Annotated in this window: 15 protein-coding genes and 1 riboswitch; of the genes, 3 read left to right on the forward strand and 12 right to left on the reverse strand. The window is 72.3% G+C overall.

From position 1 onward, the window contains the following. Positions 1 to 375: 375 nt before the first annotated feature. From JOD54_RS17230 to JOD54_RS17240, 3 genes are read right to left on the reverse strand one after another with little or no spacing between them, the layout of a single operon-like run. Positions 376 to 1,254 (reverse strand): NAD-dependent epimerase/dehydratase family protein, encoded by an 879-nt coding sequence (locus tag JOD54_RS17230; protein WP_204451509.1) that lies wholly within the window; start codon positions 1,252 to 1,254, stop codon positions 376 to 378. Positions 1,255 to 1,259: 5 nt separating this feature from the next. After that, positions 1,260 to 2,114, reverse strand: coding sequence for an SDR family oxidoreductase (locus tag JOD54_RS17235; RefSeq protein WP_204451510.1), 855 nt, complete (start codon positions 2,112 to 2,114; stop codon positions 1,260 to 1,262). Further along, positions 2,115 to 3,230, reverse strand: a complete 1,116-nt coding sequence (locus tag JOD54_RS17240) for an NAD(P)/FAD-dependent oxidoreductase (protein ID WP_204451511.1) — start codon at positions 3,228 to 3,230, stop codon at positions 2,115 to 2,117. A 169-nt stretch (positions 3,231 to 3,399) separates the two neighbouring features. Next, positions 3,400 to 3,610: riboswitch (cobalamin riboswitch) on the forward strand. Positions 3,611 to 3,716: 106 nt separating this feature from the next. Here JOD54_RS17240 and JOD54_RS17245 point away from each other — a divergent pair. Continuing rightward, complete coding sequence (locus JOD54_RS17245) at positions 3,717 to 6,047, forward strand: ribonucleoside-diphosphate reductase subunit alpha (RefSeq protein ID WP_307860132.1); 2,331 nt, start codon at positions 3,717 to 3,719, stop codon at positions 6,045 to 6,047. After that, positions 6,044 to 7,072 carry a ribonucleotide-diphosphate reductase subunit beta gene (locus tag JOD54_RS17250; RefSeq protein WP_307860134.1) on the forward strand — a complete coding sequence of 343 codons (1,029 nt, stop codon included), beginning with the start codon at positions 6,044 to 6,046 and terminating at the stop codon, positions 7,070 to 7,072. The genes JOD54_RS17245 and JOD54_RS17250 overlap by 4 nt, the downstream gene beginning before the upstream one ends. 84 nt (positions 7,073 to 7,156) lie before the next feature. On the opposite strand, the gene JOD54_RS17255 is transcribed toward JOD54_RS17250, so the two are convergent. The 6 genes from JOD54_RS17255 to JOD54_RS35555 all read right to left on the reverse strand — a co-directional run bounded on the left by JOD54_RS17255 (position 7,157) and on the right by JOD54_RS35555 (position 15,171). Continuing rightward, positions 7,157 to 8,395, reverse strand: coding sequence for an MFS transporter (locus JOD54_RS17255; protein WP_204451512.1), 1,239 nt, complete (start codon positions 8,393 to 8,395; stop codon positions 7,157 to 7,159). 50 nt (positions 8,396 to 8,445) lie between these two features. Further along, positions 8,446 to 9,639: a putative PEP-binding protein gene (locus JOD54_RS17260; RefSeq protein ID WP_204451513.1), complete on the reverse strand. Its 1,194-nt coding sequence runs from the start codon at positions 9,637 to 9,639 to the stop codon at positions 8,446 to 8,448. Positions 9,640 to 9,661: 22 nt separating this feature from the next. After that, complete coding sequence (locus JOD54_RS17265; RefSeq protein ID WP_204451514.1) at positions 9,662 to 10,774, reverse strand: hypothetical protein; 1,113 nt, start codon at positions 10,772 to 10,774, stop codon at positions 9,662 to 9,664. Beyond that, complete coding sequence (locus JOD54_RS17270) at positions 10,767 to 12,062, reverse strand: hypothetical protein (protein WP_204451515.1); 1,296 nt, start codon at positions 12,060 to 12,062, stop codon at positions 10,767 to 10,769. Before JOD54_RS17270 ends, JOD54_RS17265 begins: the two co-directional genes overlap by 8 nt. Before the next feature lie 26 nt (positions 12,063 to 12,088). After that, positions 12,089 to 13,297 (reverse strand): aspartate aminotransferase family protein, encoded by a 1,209-nt coding sequence (locus JOD54_RS17275; RefSeq protein WP_204451516.1) that lies wholly within the window; start codon positions 13,295 to 13,297, stop codon positions 12,089 to 12,091. Between the two features lie 308 nt (positions 13,298 to 13,605). Next, entirely contained in the window at positions 13,606 to 15,171 is a 1,566-nt protein-coding gene (locus tag JOD54_RS35555; RefSeq protein ID WP_204451517.1) for a hypothetical protein, read from the reverse strand. A 111-nt stretch (positions 15,172 to 15,282) separates the two neighbouring features. Between JOD54_RS35555 and JOD54_RS35560 the strand changes: the two genes are divergently transcribed. Beyond that, positions 15,283 to 17,337: an NB-ARC domain-containing protein gene (locus tag JOD54_RS35560; protein WP_307860136.1), complete on the forward strand. Its 2,055-nt coding sequence runs from the start codon at positions 15,283 to 15,285 to the stop codon at positions 17,335 to 17,337. 436 nt (positions 17,338 to 17,773) lie between these two features. Here the strand turns inward: JOD54_RS35560 and JOD54_RS17290 are convergent, their stop codons facing one another. The 3 genes from JOD54_RS17290 to JOD54_RS17300 form a co-directional block, all read right to left on the reverse strand. Beyond that, positions 17,774 to 18,682 (reverse strand): cobalamin-binding protein, encoded by a 909-nt coding sequence (locus JOD54_RS17290; RefSeq protein WP_204451518.1) that lies wholly within the window; start codon positions 18,680 to 18,682, stop codon positions 17,774 to 17,776. Between the two features lie 65 nt (positions 18,683 to 18,747). Next, entirely contained in the window at positions 18,748 to 20,964 is a 2,217-nt protein-coding gene (katG, locus tag JOD54_RS17295) for a catalase/peroxidase HPI (RefSeq protein ID WP_204451519.1), read from the reverse strand. Positions 20,965 to 20,992: 28 nt separating this feature from the next. Further along, positions 20,993 to 21,412, reverse strand: a complete 420-nt coding sequence (locus JOD54_RS17300) for a Fur family transcriptional regulator (protein WP_204451520.1) — start codon at positions 21,410 to 21,412, stop codon at positions 20,993 to 20,995. Positions 21,413 to 22,009 lie beyond the last annotated feature (597 nt).

Raw genomic sequence — 22,009 nt, forward strand, 5'->3', positions numbered from 1 at the left:
TCCTGCCGCCAGACGGTCTACTGTGGACCTGCGGTCTCCTTGTGGCGCGGCCAGATGCCGTGTTCCAGCTGCCAGGCAAGCCGTTCGTGTGCCGCCTCGGCCGATATCCGGTGTGACACTTCGCGAACGGCCTGCGTGGGAAGAGAGTTCGCGTGGCCAGATCTTGTGCTCTGATTGCCGCGCCAGCTGTTCGCGCGCCGCCTCGCTCGAGGCGCACGGCGCCGCGCGGGCCACGTTCGACTGCCCCGTAGCGGAGACAACGGTGTGGCCGCGTCACCTCGCCCCAGTCCGGCCTGCTGTTCGCTCTCCGCAGTAGTCGGCCGGTGGTGGAGGCGGCTATCACCTGCTCGCCCGATTCCGCCGCCAGTTCGTCGACTATGGGCATCGGAGTTCGCTGTGGCGCGGCCAGATTCCGTGTTCCGGCCGCCAGGCAAGCTGTTCGTGTGCCGCCTCGGATGACACGCGGTGCGATATCTCCCGCACCGCCTCGGTCGAGGTGCCCGGTGCTCGTGCGCCTTCGTGGTCGGCCAGTCCGCGCAGGTAGTCGGCCACCAGCAAGGGCTCGTCGGCGATGTTGAGCACCGCGCCGCGCAGGCCGCGTTCCACCGCCGCCGCGGTGGCTGTGGCGAAGTCGGCCGTGTGCACCAACGAGACGTACCCGTCGTTCGGGTGGGGGTGGGCTGTGCCCGCGCGGATCCGTTCGCGGATCGTGTCCTGGGTCGTTCCGGCGCCGACGAACCGGGCGCCGCGCAGGATTGTCCATGCCACTTGATCTCCGCCGATGTCGCGGACCGCCTGCTCCATCGCGGCCACCGGTGCCACGATCGAGGCGCGGGCCGGGTCTTGGTCGAACGGGGCGGTTTCGGTCAGCCAGTGGTCGCCGCCGTCGGCGTAAGCCATGGTGACGCTCATCTGTACGACAGCGGGGACGTCCGCTGCCACCACCGCCCGCATCAGTCGGGCTGTGCCTTCCACGCGCAGGTTGGTGTTGCGGTCCCAGGCGCCCGGTGCGGTGAAGTCGCGGGGGATGGCCGTCGCGGCGTTGACGACCACGTCGACCCCGGTCAGCGCTTCGGTCAGCCGGTCGGTGATCCCGGGGTCGAGTAGGTCGGCGCGGACCCGGCCGACCCCGGGCGGGAGGCGGTCCAACCGCGCTCCCGGGGACATCACGACCACCTCGTGGCCGCGTCGCACCAGCTCCGGCACCAGGTGGCGGCCCAGCACGCCGGTCGCGCCGACGGCGAAGACGCGCACGCCGCTCACCCGCTCAGCGCGTGGGCGAGTTCCGGTACCACTTCGGCGAAGTCGCGCGGTGGCCGCCCGGTCCAGTCGAGGACCGCGGTGCTCACCCGCTCCGCCGTGCCCGCGCGCAGCGTGCTGTAGAGGCCGATGCGCGCCGCGACCGCCCAGTCCGGCATGCCGTTGCCCAGCATGACCGCCGCCGCGTCCGCAGGCGAGATGTCGACGTGGGTGATCCGCCGACCGACCACTGTGGACACCAGCGCGGCCAGCGCCGGGTAGCTGATGGCCCTCGGTCCGGTCAGCTCCAGCACCTGGTCGTCGGTGCCGCCCTCGGTGAGCACAGCGGCGGCCACCTCCGCGATGTCGCCAGCGTCGATCATGCTGACGCGAGCGTCGCCGACCGGCAGCACGATCGCGTCCCGCGCGCGGATGGTCGGCGCCCACTGCGCCACGTTCTGCATGAACGTGTTGGAGCGCAACAGGGTGTACCGCAGCCCGGACTCCAGCACCGCCTGGTCGCCCTCGCCGTGCTGGCGGTGCACCGACACCGGTGACGCGGGATCGGCACCCAGCGCCGACATCCGCACCACGTGCTGAACCCCGGCGCGTTTGGCGACGTCCACCAGGCCCCGGTGCACCGCGCCCTGGTCCGGGTGCAGCGGGGTCAGCAGGAACAGGTCGCTCACGCCGTGCAACGCTTCGCGAAGGCTCTCCGGCCGCTCCAGGTCCGCTTCCACGACCTCGACCAGCTCCCCGGCGGGCCGCCGTCCGCCGGGGCGAACGACCGCGCGCACCCGGCAACCGCGGCCGACCAGCCGCGACACCAACCGCAGGCCAACGGTTCCGGTGGCCCCGGTGACCGCGATGACCATCTACGCCGCCTCGAGCGCGTCCGCACCCGCGCGCTCCAGCGCCTCGGGCAGTTGGTCCTTCTCCGCGGCGTCGGCGAGCAGTTCGCCGAGCGCGGGTGCCATCTTGAACAGGTTGTGCCCGGCGATGGTCGTCACCCCGGGTCGGTGCCAGGCCCGCAGCGCGTCGCTTCCCTTGGGCAGCTTGGTCATCACGCACACCCGCGCGCCGACCGGCTCCGGGTCCAAGCCGGGCAACGCCTTCGCCACGTACGCGCTGACCCGCCGCACGTGCTCCTCCATGTCGGTGCCCGGGGGGAGCCCGCCGTCCGGTCCAAAGGGGACATCGACGGCGGGGCCGATCATCCCGACCACGTACGTGCCGGTCGCGCCGATGGGGGAGCCGTACACGTTCACGCCGAACTCGCCGGAGATGTCCACCCAGCAGGGCAGCGGCGTGCCTGCGAACTCCGGGCGCACCCGGAAGTGCGGGCGCGCGTGCAGCGCGCTGCGCACCGGGATGTCGAACCCGACGCTCGCGCCCAACCGGGTCACCGCCGTGCCCGCGCAGATCACCACGTGCCTGGCCCGGTAGATCGCCTCCGTGGTCTGGAACTCCGCTCCGTCGCCGTCGGAAGGCACCGTGACGCTGTGCACGTCGGCCTGGACGATCCGGTCGCCGACCCAGTGCGCCAGCGCATCGATCGTCCGCTTCGCCCTGATCGCGCCCGCGCCCGGGTCGACCAGCAGCGGCGTGCCCACCCGCGCCAGCGCGGGGAACACCTCGCCACCCACCGCACCGGGGACGAACGAGTGCTCGACCCGCTGCGCCGCCATCCCGGTGACGTGCGAATGGTCCATCCCGTGGTACACCGCGCCTTCCGGCCCGATCAGCTCGCGCCCGAGCCGCTGCTCCCAGCGGGCGAACCCGCGCCGCCCCTCCACCGCCATCGCCACGTGCAGCTCGTTGTCGTGCCGGTGCCGGAACGTCCTGGTGAGACCGCCCGAGAGCCCGGCGCCCGGCGGCCGCCCGTCGAACACCAGCACGTCGGCCCCGCGCCGCACCAGCGCCTCGGCCGTGGCCAGCCCCAGCACCCCGGCCCCGATGACCGCGATGTCGACTTCCCGTCGGTGAGTCATGTCCCTCTCCCGCGCCGAAGGTCCACCCCTACCCCTCCGAGCCTCGCGCCGAGGGCTCCCCTGCTCCATCCCGTGTTCGCGTGATCTGCCGAGAACCAGGCCCCGCCCCGCTCGGGGCCTGGGCGACACACCCACTACATGTGGGGTCCCGGAACCGTCGGGACGGCCATGTATGGTGCCGACAGCTGGTTCGGCCGCTCAGCCAGAGCGGTCGTCGCAAGAGGGAACCCGGTGCGAGTCCGGGACTGCCCCGCAGCGGTGAACGGGAACGAAAGCCGTCAACGAAGCACTGGACGCCCGCGTCTGGGAAGCGACGGCCGGTAGGCGCCTGCCCAGGCACGCCCGTGAGTCCGAAGACCTGCCAGCACCCCGCCCGCGACCCGCGGGCGGGTGTCCGCGGCCCCGTGGGAGGGCGTGAGGACGTGGCGGTCGCGCGCGCCCGTGTCCTCCTCGACCCCGGGGCCCAGGCTCGCGAGGAGACAGGTTGTGACGACCGTCGACACGGTCACCACCATGCGGGTGCGCAAGCGCGACGGGGCGCTGGAGCCCGTCGACGTCGACAAGATCGTGCGCGCCGTGCGGCGCTGCGCGGAGGGGCTGCGCGAGGTCGACCCGCTGCGGGTGGCCACCAAGACGATCAGCGGTCTCTACGACGGCGCCACCACCGCCGAACTGGACCGGCTGTCCATCCAGACCGCCGCCGAGCTCGTCGCCGAGGACCCCGAGTACTCCCGGCTCGCCGCCGGGCTGCTCAGCGCCTACATCGACAAGGAGGTCCGCGGCCAGGGGGTGCACTCGTTCAGCCAGAGCATCGCCCTCGGGCACGCCGAGGGCCTGATCGGCGACAGCACCGCTCGGCTGGTCGCGGCCAACGCGCGCAAGCTCGACGACGCCATCGACCTCACAGCGGACCGCCGGTTCGAGTACTTCGGCCTGCGTACCGTCTACGACCGCTACCTGCTGCGGCACCCGTCGCGCCGCAGCGTTGTCGAACTGCCGCAGTACTGGCTGCTGCGAGTCGCGTGTGGCCTGTCGCACACCGCCGCCGAGGCGATCGACTTCTACCGGCTGATGTCGTCGCTGGCCTACCTGCCCAGCTCCCCGACGCTGTTCAACTCCGGCACCGTGCACACCCAGATGTCCTCCTGCTACCTGCTGGACTCCCCGCGCGACGAGCTCGAGTCGATCTACGAGCGGTACGCCCAGATCGCCAGGCTCTCGAAGTTCGCGGGCGGCATCGGCGTGCAGTGGTCGCGGGTCCGCTCGCGCGGCGCGCTGATCAGGGGCACCAACGGGCACTCCAACGGGATCGTGCCGTGGCTGCGCACGCTCGACGCCTCGGTCGCGGCGGTCAACCAGGGCGGGCGGCGCAAGGGCGCGGCGTGCGTGTACCTGGAGACCTGGCACCCCGACATCGAGGAGTTCCTGGAGCTGCGCGACAACACCGGGGAGGACGCGCGCCGCACGCACAACCTCAACCTGGCCAACTGGATCCCCGACGAGTTCATGCGCCGGGTCGAGGCGGACGCGGACTGGTCGCTGTTCGACCCCGACGAGCTGCCCGAGCTCGTCGACCTGTGGGGCGACGACTTCGACCGCGCCTACCGGGCCGCCGAGGAGGCCGGTCGCGCGGTGCGCACGGTCAAGGCGCGCGAGCTCTACGGCAAGATGATCCGCACCCTGGCGCAGACCGGCAACGGGTGGATGACCTTCAAGGACACCGCCAACCGCACCTGCAACCAGACCGCCGAACCGGGCGACGTGGTGCACCTGTCCAACCTGTGCACCGAGATCCTGCAGGTCACCAGCGACGACGAGACCGCGGTGTGCAACCTCGGGTCGGTCAACCTCGGCGCGCACGTGCTCGGTGACGAGGTGGACTGGGAGCGGCTGCGGTCCACTGTGCGCACCGCGGTGGTGTTCCTGGACCGGGTGATCGACATCAACTACTACCCGACCGAGCAGGCCGGGCGCGGCAACCCGCGCTGGCGTCCGGTCGGGCTCGGGGTGATGGGCCTGCAGGACGTGTTCTTCAAGCTGCGCCTGGCTTTCGACTCTGAGGCCGCCCGCGAGCTGTCCACCCGCCTCGCCGAGGAGATCTACCTCACCGCGCTGGAGACCTCGGCCGGTCTGGCCGCCGCGGCGGGCGCGCACCCGGCGTACTCGCGGACCCGGTCCGCGCGCGGTCAGCTGCAACCGGACCTGTGGGGTGTCACGCCGACGCAGACCGAGCGGTGGGCCGCGGTGCGCGAGCGCATCGCCGAGCACGGCCTGCGCAACTCGTTGCTGGTGGCGATCGCGCCCACCGCGACGATCGCCTCCATCGCGGGCTGCTTCGAGTGCATCGAGCCGCAGGTGTCCAACACGTTCAAGCGCGAAACGCTGTCCGGTGAGTTCTTGCAGATCAACTCGTACCTGGTGCGAGAGCTCAAGGGCCGTGGCATGTGGACTGACGAGGTCCGGGCCCGGCTCAAGCGCGACGAGGGATCGGTGCAGGGGCTCACCGAACTGCCCGACGAGGTGCGGTCGTTGTTCCGCACCGCGTGGGAGTTGCCGCAGAAGGCGCTGATCGACCTGGCCGCCGCGCGTGGCCCGTACATCGACCAGAGCCAGTCGCTGAACCTGTTCGTGGCCTCGCCGACGATCGGCAAACTGTCCTCTATGTACCGATACGCCTGGCAGAGCGGCCTCAAGACCACGTACTACCTGCGTTCCCGCCCGGCGACGCGCATCCAGCAGGCCACCGTGACCGCGGCACCCGCCGAGGCCATCGCCTGCTCCCTGGAAAACCCCGAGTCCTGCGAGGCCTGCCAGTGACCACGCTCGAGAACACCACCCGCAAGCACGCCCTGCTCGACCCGGGCATGGACCTGACCCTGCGGCCCATGCGGTACCCGCAGTTCTACGACCGCTTCCGCGACGCCATCAAGAACACCTGGACCGTCGAAGAGGTCGACCTGCACTCGGACCTGGCGGACCTGGCCAAGCTCTCGGCCGCCGAACGGCACCTGGTCAACCGCCTGGTCGCGTTCTTCGCCACCGGGGACACCATCGTCGCCAACAACCTCGTGCTCAACCTCTACCAGCACGTCAACGCCCCGGAAGCCCGCCTCTACCTCTCGCGGCAGCTGTTCGAGGAGGCGGTGCACGTCCAGTTCTACCTGACGCTGCTCGACACCTACCTCCCCGACGACAACGACCGCGCCGAGGCGTTCGCCGCCGTGGAGACGATCCCGTCGATCCGCGCCAAGGCCGAGTTCTGCTACAAGTGGATCGACTCGATCTCCGCTCTGTCGCGTTTGGACACCCGGGAGGACAGGCGGGGTTTCCTGCTCAACCTCATCTGCTTCGCCGCCTGCATCGAGGGCCTGTTCTTCTACGGCGCCTTCGCCTACGTGTACTTCCTGCGCTCCCGAGGCCTGCTCAACGGCCTGGCGTCGGGCACCAACTGGGTCTTCCGCGACGAGTCCATGCACATGGCCTTCGCCTTCGACGTGGTCGACACCGTCCGCCGCCAGGAACCCGACCTGTTCGACGACGACCTCAACGCCCAGGTCCGCCAGATGCTGCGCGAGGCGGTCGACGCGGAGACCCAGTTCGCCGAAGACCTGCTCGACCAGGGCGTGGCGGGCCTGTCGGTACCGGACATGCGCGCCTACCTGGAACACGTCGCCGACCGCCGCCTGGCCGCCCTCGGCCTGGAACCGGTCTACGGCAGCAAGAACCCGTTCGGCTTCATGGAATTGCAGGACGTCCAAGAACTCTCGAACTTCTTCGAACGCCGCGTCTCCGCCTACCAGGTGGCCGTCCCCGGCACGGTCACCTTCGACGAGGACTTCTGACCCGACCGACCCGCGACACCCGCCCGGGTGCCGCGGGTCGGCCGTTCACCGAGCAGGTCACCCGGGAGCGAGACGAGTGCGCGCTTAGTTCTCGTCGGCCCCGGGCCCGTGCCGGGCGGCGCGCACCAGTGGCCGGGTCAGTCCCACCACCGCCGCGCCCGCCAGCGCGAACACCCCGCCCAGTGTGAGCCAGCCGAGGGTGCCCGCGGTGACGCACAGGGCCATGGCGCTGGGTCCGACGATGTCCTGGCCGACCACGCCGAGGTTGAACACGCCGAGGTAGACGCTGCGGCGCGCGGGCGGGGCGAGGTCGTAGGAGATCTCCCACGCGCCCGCCGAGTGCAGGAGCTCGCCGAGGGTGTGTGTGGCCACGGCGAGCACGAGGGCCGTGATCGCCAGCCACAGCGCGGGGGTGGCGCTGACGGCCAGGCAGGCGCAGGTGGCGGCGAGCGCGAGGCCAGAGCCGAGGCAGCAGTTGGCCGCGTGCCGCAAGCTGCGCACCCGGCTGGCCACGACCGGCTGGAACAGCACGGCCAGCACCATGTTGCCGGAGATCAGCAGCGGTACGTACGCCCCGTCCACCGCCGTGTGCGTGGTGACCCACAGCGGGAGACCGACCGAGAGCACCGTCAGGTACATCGCCAGCACCCCGTTGACGGCGGCGAGCAGCAGGTAGCGCCGGTCCCGCAACACCGCCGTCCTGGATACCCGCCCGCGCTCCGGTTGTCCGCTGTGGACGATCGGTACCAGCCACACCAGCACCGCCGCCACCGCGAAGGAAGCGCTGTTGCCCAGCGGGACCACCTGGTCCCAGCCGAGCGCGAGCGCTCCCGTCGCGGTCAGCGCGCCGACGGTGAACCCGACGTTGCGGACCGCCCGCACCACACCCATCACCACGACCCGGTCGCCCGCCGGGGCGACCGAACCGATCGCGCTCTGCAGCACCGGCGAGGCCACCCGGTCGGCGATCCCCGTGAGCACCGCGACTGCCAGGTAGCCGCCGAAGCCCGTGACGAACGGGTACGCGCAGAACCACAACGCGCGCCACGCGTGCAACACCCCCAGCAGCCGGACCGGGGGGTACCGGTCGCCGAGAGCGCTGATCGGGACCGAGCACACCAGTCCGCAGACCGCCGCGACGCTGAGCCCGAGCAGGACCTCGCCCGAGCTGAGCCCGGTGCGGGTGAGCAGGTACACCACGAACGCCGACCGGAACAGGCCCGTCCCGACCGCGTCCACCAGCGCGGCCCGCACGAGCCGACCGGTCGCGCCGCGGTCGGTCAGCGCCCGTCGGACGCCGGGGCGGGTGGTGGTCGAGGTCATGGTCGCTCCTAGTCGGGGGCGGTTCACCCGCCCCGGTCGGCGTTGTGGTCCTAGATCGCCGCGGCGCGCGACATCGCGGCCAGTTCGAGCACCGAGGTGGACGCGATCAGCTCACCGCAGCCGGTTTCCACCAGGCCCCGAGCGGTCTCGGGGTCCTTGCGCACCTCGCCGCAGACGAACACCGGCGTCCCGTGCTCGGCGGCCACGCGCCGGATCTGCGCGACCACCGAGCGGTTGACCGCGCTGAACGGGTCGACCGCGAGCTCGGGGTGGTTGCGGTCCACCCCGTTGATCAACGCGAACAGGTCGGAGGTGCCGATGCCGATGAACGCGGGCCTGCGCTCGGCGAGCAGGTCCGAGAGCGCGTAGACCATCGCGGGCACCTCCAGCGTGATGCCCAGCCCGATCCGGTCGAGCACGCCTACGTCGGCGAACATCGCCGACACCACGTCGAACTCCGCCACCGTGGACACGAACGGCACGCTGACCTGGAACTCGGTGTCGGGGAACCGGGTCACCACGTGCTCGATCGCGCGGACCTCGACCGCCCACCGCCCCGGCGCGCGCGGCCCGCGCACCCCCAGTTCGGGGTTGTCCTCGACCGGCACCTCGACCCCGAGCTCGCGCAGCTCGGCCGAGGTCGGGTCGGAGAGCACGACCCGGATCCGCCGCCAGCCGTGCTCGGCCAGCGCCACCAGGGTCGCGCTCAGGTGCGCCTCGACCGCCGCCGGGTCGCCGTAGGCCGTCCTGTCCCCGGCCAGCAGCTCGAACAGGCAGAACTTGAGCCGGAAGTAGCCGATGTCGGTGACGTTCCACGACCGGTACAGCTCGACGTTGGCCCGGGTCATCGTGGAGCAGATGGCGGTCACCGGCACCGACAGGGCGCCGAGGTCGACGATGCCCTCGGCGTCGACCTGCAGCCGGTCGCCGTCGGCGATGCGCGCCAGCGGCTCGTGGCAGGTGACCAGCGCGACCCGGCCCTCCTGCAGCATCTTGCGCGCGTGGTCGGCGATCCGGCTGGATCCGACGACCACCCCGCGCACCCGGGGATCGCGCAGCGCCGCCCCGGTGATGTGGAAGGTGAGCTCGGGTGCCACCAGGACGATGGGGCCGTCGTGGTCGGCGGGAGCGGCACCGTGGAACGCCGTCGCGGCGAACGGCAGGTCGGGTCGGACGACGGTTTTGGCGGCGATCGTGGCCGACCCGCTGATCGGGTCGGTGCGCTCTGGCGTGGCCAGCGTCATGTCAGCATCCCCTCGTCGGTGCTCACAGCAGCGTCACCGGGCCCCGGCCGAGCAGCCGGGCGCCCGCGTCGAGCACCGCGCCGCAGTAGCCGGTGGTGTTGTGCACGAAGGACTGGGTGATCACCTCGACGATCCCCGACCCGGGGAACGGGTCGCGGGCGACCAGCAGGTGCTCCGGTGTGGTGATGACGGTCGCGGCGGCCGGGCTGAGCGAGAACGCGCGCGACCCGATGGCGACATCGGTGGTGCCGATGACCCCGGGCAGCGCCGCCGCGGCGGCGAGCATGCCCGCCCGCACCGTCTCGTGGTCCAGCGGTGCGCGCACGAAGAACCGGCACACCTGGTAGCCCGGCGGCTGGGTGAGCACCCGCAGCGACACGGTGTTCACCGACGACACCGGGGCCAGGCGCGCCATGGACGCGCTCAGCTGCGAGTGCCCCGGCCGCAGGTTGTCCCTGGCGTCCTCGGCGCGCGCACCGACCCCGGCGGTCCCGAACCGGCTGGAGGCGGTGTCGGGGTGCACGATCTCCACCTCGACGCGCACCAGCCCGAGGTCGTCAACCCCGGCGAGCACCGCGGCCTCGATCAGCCCGCGCAGCGGGACCGCCCAGCCGACGCACTGGCAACTGCCCAGCGCGTACACGCCCCCCTCGGGGTCGAACGGCCGCGGTACCCGCCCGATGCGCGAGAGGTCGGCCCCGGCGAGCGGCGCGTAGAACCCCGGCAGTTCCGCGTTCTCGGCGACCCCCACGACGTGCTTGGCGACCTTGCGGAACCGCCCCATCAGCGCGGCGTCGCGCACGTGCGCGCGGGTGGTCGCCACGATGGCCAGGCCGAACTGGCCCAGCTCCAGCACTTCCGGGTCTTCCGCGTCGAGGAAGTGCACCCGCACCAGCCTGCCGTCGACCAGCAGCGCCTGTTCGCCCTCGACCGGTTCCACCCGGCCGAGCATCGCGGGATCGGCCAGCAGCATCCGCGCGACCAGTTGGCCGAGCGCGGTGACCCCGGGGCCAGGGCGGACGGCGTGGGTGACCACGTCGCCGATCAGGAAGCCGTCGCGGTCGGGGTCGTTGCGGGCGATGAGGTTGCTGCCGATGTCGGCGCCGAACCCGAGCAGCAGCGCGCGTTCAGCCACGGTTCTCGCCCCCGGCGAAGGCCAGACCCAGGTCCGCGCCCGCGTCGAGCAGCGTGCGCACCTGCCCGGCCGCCGTGCGGGTGGTCGTGGCGCGGGCGGTCCAGTCGACCGCGTGCGCCATCCTGGCACGCAGGGTCGGCTCGTCGTCGGCCCGCAGGATGAGCCAGCCGCCGTGGTCGCGGTTGGCTTGGCGCAGGTCGGGCATCGTGGCACCGGGCAGGGTCGCGGTGTGCGCCGCCACGGCACCGGGCAGGGCCAACAGCTCCTCCACCCCGGGCGCGGACTCGACGTACCCCGGGACCACGGGTAGCGCGGTCTTGCCGAAGATCCCCGGCTGCGGGGCCGGTAGCGGCGCGGCCGGGGCCCCGAGCACCGCGTCCACCGCCAACCCGACGAGGTCGACGCCGAACTTGTGGGCCACCAGCTCGATCGCGGCCCCGCCGCCCGGCCGAGCCGCGCACTCGCCGAAGGACACGGTTCCCTTGCTGTGGAACAGTTCCATGTGGAACGCACCGTCGCGCAAGCCGAGGGCAGCCAGCGCGGGACCGGCGGTGGCCAGGGCCAGGGCGTACCGGTCGGCGTGCGCGTCGGGGTCGAACACGTACTTCTGCGGCAGGCCGCCGCCGGTCACCGCCAGGGGAGGGGCCACGTACCGGCCGACCGAGGCGAACCGGAGCACGCCGTCGCCGACGACGCCGTCGACGAACCACTCCTCGTCGAAGGCGACCAGGTCCTCCAGGACGAACTGGCCGGTGACCCCGTCGGCGAGCAGCGCGGCGGCGGTCTCGCGCACGGCAGGGGTGTCGGTGACCAGCCGGGTCGCCTGGCAGGCGACCCCACTGGTCGGTTTCAGGACACCACCGGTGAAGCCGGGCAGGTCCAGGTGCGCGAACTCGGCCAGCCCGGCCACGGCGCGCACGGTCGCGGTCGGTATCCCGGCGGCGCGGACCCGCTGCTTCTGGACGACCTTGTCCCGGCACGCGACGGCTGTGTCCACCGGCAGAGCGGCGACCCCGAGCGCGGCACCGAGCAGCGCGGCCGCGACGACGCCGGTTTCCTTGGCCGAGAGCACGCAGCCGATGTCCGACAGCGGCACGCCCGCGCGGGCGAGCGCGCCGAGGAGCTCATCGGCGTTGGCGTGGTCGGCCACCTCGACGAGGGTTTCGCCCGGTAAGGCGGGATCGGTGCCGGTGGCACAGGTGATGGGGCGCAGGCCGCGGTGTGCGGCGGCCGCGCGCAGGTGGGGGTGCGGGCCGAGCAGCAGTGCTCGGCCCAAGTGGACAGACATGCTGGAGTCCCTTGTGTGGTGGGGTTTCAGGCCGCTTCGCGCAGGGCGTGGCGCAGGATGCCGAAACCGAGGTCCAGGTCGGTCGTGGTCGCCACCAGCGGGACCAGGACGCGGATGACGTTGCCGTGCGCACCGCAGCTCTTGACCAGCAGGCCCGCCCCGCGCGCCGCCTCGACCACCGCGGCGGTCGCCTTCGGCGCGGGTTCGCGGGTGTCGCGGTCGGTCACCAGCTCGATGGCCTGCATCGCGCCGAGGCCGCGCACCTCGCCGATCAGCGGGATCTCGGCGGCGAGCTCGTCGAGCCGCGATCGCAGGTCCGCGCCGAGGTCGGCGGCCGCGCGCTGGAACGCCGGGTCGAGCACCTGGTCGAGGGTGACCCTGGCCGCCGCGCAGGACAGCGGGTTGCCCCCCATCGTCCCGCTGGCGATGCCGCCCGGCGGTACCGCGTCCACCAGTTCCGCCCGACCGGTGACCCCGGCCAGCGGCAACCCGCCGCCGAGGGACTTGCCCCAGGCGATGAGGTCGGGGACGGCGCCGGGGACGTGGGCGCAGGCCGCGGGCGGGCCGGTGCGGCACATCCCGGACTGGATCTCGTCGAACACCAGCGCGATGCCGTGCTCGGTGCAGATCTCCCGCAGCCCCAACAAGAACTCCGGCGGCGCGGGGAGGAACCCGCCCTCGCCCTGCACCGGCTCGAACACGACCGCGGCGACGTCGGCCGGGTCCACCTCCCGCGCCAGCAGCGAGCGCACCGAGGCCAGGGCGTCCTCGGCGCTCACCCCGCGGTAGGGGTAGGGGGCCATGGCCCGGTGGGTGTCCGGCACGGGGAAGGCGCCAGGCCGGTCGGTCAGCGCGGCGGTGAGCAGGGTTCTGCCGTGGAATGCGCGGTCGAACGCGATGACCGCGCTTCGCCCGGTCGCCACCCGCGCGATTCGCACGGCGTTCTCCACGGCTTCCGCACCTGATCCCACCAGCAGCGCTTTGTACGGCCCCTCGCCAGGGTGGCAGGCCACCAGCCGCTTGCACACCTGCGAATAGCCGTCGTATTGTGCGGCCGAATAGCCTACGTGCAGGTGTGCTTCGAGTTGTTCCCGTATGGCTACGACGACGGCGGGCGGGGTGTGCCCGCCGTTGAGCGCGCCGACGCCGCCCGCGAAGTCGATGTACTCGTTGCCGTCGACATCGCGGATGCGCGCACCCTCAGCACTGGCCACGACCAGCGGGGATGTCAGCACAGCCGCGGCGACGTACCTTCTGCGCTCAGCGTCCAAATCGGCTGAAAAAGGGTGCACACGGGCACCATTGTGAAATGTGAACAAAGCAAACCCCCAAGGTTCCTCTGTGTCTCGTGGGCAAGCATAGGTGGCGGCGCGACCAAGATCACCAACGTTCTTGGATGCTGAGATATAGCCAACAGACGCCGTCGCGCACCCGACCGGTCTATTGCTCGAAAGCGCGCGGCTGCGATACCCGCGCACTGCGGTGCGAATGGTCCTTACCAATTGCGCTGCGGGTCTGAATTGTCTGTCCACAAAGGAAGTGGCTATTCGATGTGGACATCGATCACGCCGGAGGCCGCGCCCGCCACCAGGTCGATGCGGTGCGGCCGCTGGGCGGGGGCGAGGGTCGTCCACCAGTGCAGGGCCGCCGCCGTGGCTGAGGGGGTGGTGGTGGAGGTGGCCGCGATGGCCGGGCCGACGCGGGGCCAGGCCCGGGTGGTGCCGTCCGCGCCGACGGCGGTGACCAGGCGGGCGGCCGGGTACCTGGCGAGCAGGTCCCGCGCGTGGGTGCCGTCGTCGGCCGCGATGGTGGTCCAGACGACCGCGGCCGCTTCCAGGAGGGCGATGTCGGTGGTGGTGTCGGCGGTGCTCAGCCAGCCGGGGGACCAGCGGCCGGTGGTCCTCGCGATCGCCAGCCGCGCGCGGCCCCCGTCGAGGTGGGCCTGGGTGACCGTCGTCCGGTAGTGCGACGGTTGGGGGAGGTCGACGCGCGGCCGGGGGACCGGGGTGACCGTCGGCCGCGCCACCGGCAGGCCCATGAGCTCGTAGAACACCTGGTCCACGGTCGTCGGTCCGGGGTGGAAGACGGCATCGGTGACCGACCGGGGCGCCGGGGCGGGCAGGTCGTCGGGGACCCCGTCGGCGGGGAGCCGGGGCAGGGTCGACAGCAGGTCCGCGAGCGGCGAGTGCGGGACGACCTCGGGACCGCCGTCCGCGGCGAGCAGCACGGGACGGCCCGCGGCCGCGGCGTAGGCGGTCACCGAACCGTGGTCGGAGACCACGACGTCGGCGGCGAGCAGCCCGGGGCGCCAGTCCTCGGTCGGGGGGATCAGCACCAGGCCCGCCTCGACCGCGGGCCGCAACCACGCGCGGACCTGCAGCGGGCCGTGCCGCTGCCAGACGTTGGGGTGCAGGGTCATGGCCACCCGGTACTCGTCGACGGGCAGCGACGTGACCAGTTCCTCGGCCAGTCCCGGGTTCGTGCCCAGCAGCGAGTGCCTGCCCCAGGTCGAGCACAGCAGCACCACCCGCCTGCCCTCGGCGTCGAAGTGGCGGCGGTGGTGCGGGCGGTGCGGTTCGCTCGCGGTGATCCGGTCCAGGCACGGGTCGGTCGCCACCACCGCGTGCCCGGCCAGCCGAGGGTCGACCGACGCCAGCGCCGCGACCTGGCGCGGGTGCGCCACGACCACAGCGCGCGGCAGGACCCGGCCACCCGCGACCAGCGCCGACGCGCGCAAGCCGGAGATGGCCGCCGGATCGCTGGTCGAGCGGCGGTGGTAGCCCGCCCCGTGCGGCATGAGGACCAGCGGGGCGGCGAACCGGCGCAGGTCGCTGTTGTCGCTGGCGGCCACGGCCAGGTCGAACTCGTCGCGGCCCGCCCGCGCCCAGGGCACCACCAGCGCACCCGAGTCGACCAGCCGCTCGGTGAGCCCGGCGGAGAACACCGACCCGGTGTCGACGGTGAACACCACCTCGACGCGGGGATCACCGACCACCGTGCCGAGCGCGTCCTGCAACCGCAGCAGCGCCGCGGGCGTCCGCACCACCACCAACACCCTGCGCTGCGGCGCGACGGTGTCCCACCGCCCCGCTCGTGCCGGTGTGCCCACCGTCCCCCGCGATCTCCGCCCCGAACTCCCGCAGCGGGCACCGTAGCAAGGCGCCGCGCGGGCCGAGCCCGTGCAGTACCGTGCTGCTCACGGATCATCACGGGGGGCCGAGTGGGTACCGACGGAGTGCACAACGTGCAGGCCGGTGTTGCGGCGCAGGTGGTGCAGGCCCGCGACATCGGGACCGTCACGTTCCTGGCGCCGCAGGCCCCGGCGTCGATCCCCGCGCTCGTGCCGCCCGGCCCGGCCGCCTTCGTCGACCGCGTCGAGCACCTCGCCGCCGTCCGCTCGCTGATCGGGGCCGAGCCGACGCCGGGGCGGCCGGTGGTGGTCGCCGTCCGGGGCATGCCGGGCGTGGGCAAGACGGCGTTGGTGCGCCAGGTGGCCACCGTGCTGGCCGCGGACTTCCCCGACGGTTCCCTGCACGCCACTTTCGGTGTCGGCGGCGAGTCGCCGTCGGAGGCGCTCGGCAGGCTGCTCAAGGCATTGGGCGTGCCCGACGCGTCGGTGCCGACCGACTTCCGGCGCAGGCGGGACCTGTACCGCTCGCTCACCGCGCGGACCAGGCTGATCACCGTGCTCGACGACGTCACCGACGCTGGACAGGTCGAGGCGCTGCTGCCCAACTCGGCCGCGGGTCTCGTCCTGGTCGCGAGCAACACGGCCCTGGAAGACCTGCACGCCGACGGCGCGGTGCCGCTGGTGGTGGAGCCGTTGGAGATCAACGACGCGCTCGACCTGCTGCGCCAGGTCTGCGCCGATGGACGGGTCGACCGCGATCCGGCCGCGGCCGCCGAGCTCGTCGACCTGTGCGGGCGGTTGCCGCTGGCCATCAGGGCGGCGGGCGCGCGGCTGGCCGTGCGCCCGCGGTGGGCGCTCGCGCGCCTGGTCGAGGAGCTGCGCGGCACCGAAGCCGATCGCGTGCTCGACCGGGTCAACACCGTGTTCGACACCGTCTACGCCGACCTGCCGCCGCGCGCCCGCGCCGTCTACCGCGTGCTCGGTTTGCTGGTGGGCCGGGACTTCTGCGTCGAAGTGGTGGCCGCGGTCGTCGACGAACCGGTCGCCGAGGTGCGCGAACTGCTCGACCAGCTCGCCACGGCCGCACTGGTCGAGGAGCGCGCCGACGACCGCTACGCCGTGCACCGCCTGGTCCGGGCGCACGCGCTGCGGGTCGCCGACGAGCACACCACCGGGCACGACCGCGAGAACCTGTTGCTGCGCGCCGTCGACTGGTGGCTCTTCGGCGCCACCGCCGCCGATGTCGCCGCCACCGGCCGCGAACGCCTGCGCGTCGCCGACCCCGACCGCCTCCTCAGCGGCGTCGAACTCACGATGAGCCCCCACGCCGCACTGGCCTGGTTCGACCGCGAGCACACCAACATCGCGGCCGCCATGCGCGCGTGCGCCGAAAAGGGGTGGCACACGCTCGTGTGGCAACTGTTCGAGGCCACCTTCGCCTACTACGACGCCCGCAGGCCGCTCGCATCCTGGGTCGAGACCGGAATCCTCGCCGTCGAATCGTCCGTTGTGGACGGTGATGTCGCCGCCGAGGCCCGCTGCCGGTGCCTGCTCGCCAAGGCGTACCAGGAGCTGGAGCGCTACGACCTCGCCGAGTCCGAACTGGACAAAGCGAGGGCTCTGCCGGTCGGCGACCGTCTCCAGGGGTCGACCTACGATTTCACCGGGAATCTGGCCCTGCGCACCGGCGACTTCGAGGACGCGCTGCACTGGTTCACCATGGCCCGCGACATCAACGTCCGACTGGATCGCAAGCGCGGCACCGCCATGCAGACCCTGTTCGTCGGCCGAGCCCTCGCAGGCCTCGGCCGCACCGCCGAAGCCCTGACGACCTTCACCGAAGCGGCAGGCTTGGCGCTCGACGCAGGCGCCCACAGCGTTCTGGCCAAAGCCTTCCTGGCCACCGCGGCCGCCCACTCCACCACCCACCACCACGCCGAGGCCGACCAAGCCCTCGCCGAGGCCGAGCGGATCGCGCACGAGCTCGACAACACCGCGCTGCAAGCTGAGATCCACCTGCTCCGAGCCACCACAGCCACCACCCAAGGCGACCTGGAAGCCGCCCACTCCCACCGCCAAGCCGCCGCGGCCGCCTACGAACGCATGGGAAGCCCGAAGGCCGCCCGCCTACTGGCAGGCCACTAGCCCCCGCCTGTCCACGCTGGGGGAGCCGGCGGGCTGATGCTGACAAATTGCCCAAGTTCCACACTTGGCCCGCCTGAGGCCGCCTCGCCGTCATCTGCGGCCACCCTCCGAGGGGTGCGCCCGCACGCCTGCGGCCCCGCTCAGACCCCAGTCACCGCCGGGCCTCGAACGGCGTCGCCAGGTCTGTCACGGGTTACGCCGTGCAGCATGTGCTCTAGTACTTCCGGTCCCCGCACCACCTGCGGCCACACTTGGCCCGCCTGAGCCGTGTCTCGGCCATCCTGCGAGGCCGCGCCGCCCGGAGCGCCGCACAGACCCGGTCACCCGCCGGGCCTTCAACGCCTCGTGCCATTCCTCCGCCTCCGCGCACCACCTGCGGCACGCTGGCCCAACAGAGGCCACCCTGCCAGGTCCGCGCCCGCCCCCGGAACGCCGCTCAGACCCCAGTCACCCGCCGGGCCTCCAACGGTGTCACCGGATCTCCCACAGCCACCCCGTGCAGCACCCACGCCAGTACCTCCGCCCCCCGCACCACGCGAGGTCCCGGCCGGTTGAAGTACGCGGGTCCGTCAACCACCCACACCTCTCCCGTCCGAACCGCGGGCAGCTCCGCCCACCCCGCCCTCCCGGTCAGCGCCCCCACCTCCGCCACCGTCCGATCAGGCGCCAACCCACAAGGCATCAACAGCACCACATCCGGACGAGCCGCCACCACCGCGTCCCACTCCACCGGTGACGTGTGTTCCCCCGCCGCCGCCAGCAGCGGCGAGCCTCCAGCCGCCGTGATCTGCTCGGGCACCCAGTGCCCGGCAGGCCACACCGGGTCAAGCCACTCGATCGCCACCACCCGGGGCCGCGCCCGCCCCGCCACCGCTGCTTCGACCGCCGCCCAACGGTTCCGCAGCTCGGCGACCCGCGCGCCTGCATCAGCAACGCCCAGCATGTTGCCCACCCGGGACACGCAGTCGAGCACATCCGCCGTGGTGCGTGGTTCCAGGCTCACCACCCGAGGCCCGACGTCCAGTACCCGTACCGCGTCGGCGACCCGCTGGTAGGACACCGCGCACACGTCGCACAGGTCTTGGGTCAGGACCAGGTCCGGCTCCAGTTCGGCGAGCCGCGCTACGTCCAATGTGTACAGTGATGAGCCGTGGTGGCCCGCCACCGCCGCGGAGATCTCCCGGCTGGTCAGCCGGTCGGGATCCACCCCGGTCGCGGTGACCACCGGGACGGAAGCCACCTCGGCTGGCCAGTCGCACTCGTGGGTGCGGCCGACCAGGTCGCCCGCCCGGCCGAGGACCGCGACGATGTCGGTCGCGGCGGGCAGCAACGACACGATCCGCATGGGGTCAGGGTAAAACACGTCCGGGCCCGCCGAGGTCGGCGGGCCCGGACGCGGGGTCGATCGGATCAGACGTCGTAGCGGTCGAGGTCCATGACCTTGGTCCAGGCGGCCACGAAGTCGGCGGTGAACTTCTCGCCCGCGTCGGCGGAGGCGTAGACCTCGGCGACGGCGCGCAGTTCGGAGTTAGAGCCGAAGAGCAGGTCCACGCGGGAGCCGGTCCACTTGACCTCGCCGGTCGCGCGGTCGCGGCCCTCGAAGGTCTCCGCGTCCGAGGAGGTCGGCTTCCACTCGGTGGCCATGTCGAGCAGGTTGACGAAGAAGTCGTTGCTCAGCGTGCCCGGCCGGTCGGTGAGCACCCCGGTGCTGGACTGGCGGTGGTTGGCGCCCAGCACGCGCAGGCCGCCGACCAGCACGGTCAGCTCCGGCGCGCTGAGCCCGAGCAGGTTCGCCCGGTCCACCAGCAGGTACTCCGCCGGGAGGCGGTGGCCCTTGCCCAGGTAGTTGCGGAAGCCGTCCGCGGTCGGCTCCAGCGGGGCGAACGACTCGGCGTCGGTCTGCTCGGCGGTGGCGTCGGTGCGGCCGGGGGTGAACGCGACGGTCGCGCCGCTGGCCCGCTCGACCGCGGCGCTACCACCGAGGACGATCAGGTCGGCCAGCGAGACCTTCTTGCCGCCGGTCTGCGCGGAGTTGAAGCGCTCCTGGATGCCCTGCAGGGTGCTCAACACGCCACCCAGCGCGTCGGGCTCGTTGACCTCCCAGCCGCGCTGCGGCTCGAGGCGGATGCGGGCACCGTTGGCGCCACCGCGCTTGTCGCTGCCGCGGAAGGTCGACGCCGACGCCCACGCGGTGCTGACCAGCTGTGCGGTGGTCAGGCCCGAGTCGAGGAGCTCGCGCTTGAGCGCCGCGATGTCCTCGGCGTCGACCAGCTCGTGGTCGACGGCGGGCAGCCGGTCCTGCCAGATCAGCTCCTCCTGGGGCACCTGCGCGCCCAGGTAGCGCTGGATCGGGCCCATGTCGCGGTGGGTCAGCTTGAACCAGGCGCGGGCGAACGCGTCGGCGAACTGGTCCGGGTTCTCCAGGAAGCGCCGCGAGATCTGCTCGTAGACCGGGTCGAAGCGCAGCGCCAGGTCGGTGGTCAGCATTGTCGGCGGGCGGGTCAGCTCACCGGTCTCCGGGTCGGGCACGGTGTTGGCGCCCGCGCCGTCCTTGGGCTGCCACTGGTGCGCGCCTGCCGGGCTCTTGGTCAGCTCGTACTCGTGGCCGAACAGGTTCTCGAAGAACCCGTTGCTCCACCGGGTCGGCGTCGAGGTCCAGGTGACCTCGAGACCGCTGGTGATCGCGTCGCGGCCCTTGCCGGAGCCGAAGGAGTTGCGCCAGCCGAAGCCCTGCTCCTCCAGTGCCGCGCCCTCGGGCTCGGCACCGACGTGCACGTCCGGGTCGGCGGCGCCGTGCGCCTTGCCGAAGGTGTGGCCACCGGCGATGAGCGCGACGGTCTCCTCGTCGTTCATCGCCATCCGGCCGAAGGTGTCGCGGATGTCGCGCGCGGCGGCCAGCGGGTCCGGGTTGCCGTTGGGGCCCTCCGGGTTGACGTAGATGAGTCCCATCTGGACCGCGGCCAGCGGGTTCTCCAGGTCGCGGTCACCGGAGTAGCGCTCGTCGCCCAGCCAGGTGCGCTCGGGGCCCCAGTAGACGTCCTGGTCGGGCTCCCACACGTCGGCGCGGCCACCGGCGAAGCCGAAGGTGGTGAAGCCCATGGTCTCCAGCGCGCGGTTGCCCGTGAAGATCATCAGGTCCGCCCAGGAGACCTTGCGGCCACACTTCTGCTTGACCGGCCACAGCAGGCGGCGCGCCTTGTCCAGGTTGCCGTTGTCCGGCCAGCTGTTGAGCGGGGCGAAGCGCTGCATGCCCGCGCCAGCGCCGCCGCGGCCGTCCTGCACGCGGTAGGTGCCCGCGCTGTGCCAGGCCATCCGGATCATGAAGGGGCCGTAGTGGCCGAAGTCGGCTGGCCACCAGTCCTGCGAGGTCGTCAGCACCGCGTCCACGTCGGCGGCGAGCTCGTCGAGGTCGACGGTCAGGAACTCGGCCGCGTAGTCGAACTCGCCGTGGAACGGGTCGGCGACCACGGAGTGCTTGCGCAGGATGGCCAGGTTGAGCTGGTTGGGCCACCAGGTGTGGTTGGTGCCGCCCTCGGTGGGGTGGTTGAACCGGCCCGCGGACACCGGGCAACCGCCGGCGCCCTCCTCGTTCATGTCACCAACGCGGGCGTTCGGGCTGTCGGACACGCGAATCCTCTCAGGACGGGAACGTGGTTCAGCAGGAGCAGGTGGGGCACAGGCCCCGGTAGACGACCTCGGCCTCGTCGATGGTGAAGCCGTGGGCGTCGGAGGCGGTCAGGCACGGGGCGAACCCCACGGCGCAGTCGACGTCGGCGATCGCGCCGCAGGAGCGGCAGACGACGTGGTGGTGGTTGTCGCCCACCCGCGCCTCGTAGCGCGCGACCGAACCGGGCGGCTCGATCCGCCGCAGCAGCCCGGCCGAGGTCAGCGCCCGCAGCACGTCGTAGACGGCTTGGTGCGACACCCCGCCGAGCTCCCCGCGGACGACCCCGATGATCGAGTCGGTGTCGGCGTGCGGGTGCCCGTGCACCGCGGAGAGCACGGCCAGTCGAGGCCCGGTCACCCGCAGTGACGCGTCGCGCAGCATCTGCCGGAAGTCGGAGGCTGTGGGCACGCGCCGAAGTCTGGTGGGCTTTCTGGAATTAGTCAAGTTAACACCACCCATCGCCACCCGGTCGTGGCGGTGACGCGACCATGATCCACATCCGGCCCGACTGTTGTCACCGCGGGTGCCCGCGCACCGGCACTGTGCTCCGCCGTGCCCGTGGTCCGCAGGGCCACGTTGATGCGGCTATCCCGCCGCGCCTGCGCATGCGGCCACCATCCAGTCGTGGCGGTGCCGCCTCCATGATCCATATGCGGCCCGCTCGCCGGCGCGGCGCCGTCTTCCTGCGCATCGGCACTGCGCTATATCCCCCGTGGTCCGCGGGGTCACGCTGGATCCGGGCTATCCCGCCGCGGCGGCCACCATCCCGGTGGTGGCGGGGTTGCCTCCGTGGTCCACATCCGGCCCGACTGCTGCCGTGGGTGCCGCGCGGCGCCGTCTCCCTCCACATCGGCACCCGAGCTACATCGGCGCCGAGTTCCGCCGTGCTCGCCGTCGGCTGTCGCCGCGCTGATCCGAGTCATCCCGCTGCGGCATCCGCTCCATGCGTCCACCATCCGGTCGCGACACTTCCGCCTCCACGCAGGCGCGCGTGCTGTCAGGTGG

It is taken from the genome of Actinokineospora baliensis (assembly GCF_016907695.1).
In the GTDB taxonomy this organism is placed as follows: domain Bacteria; phylum Actinomycetota; class Actinomycetes; order Mycobacteriales; family Pseudonocardiaceae; genus Actinokineospora; species Actinokineospora baliensis.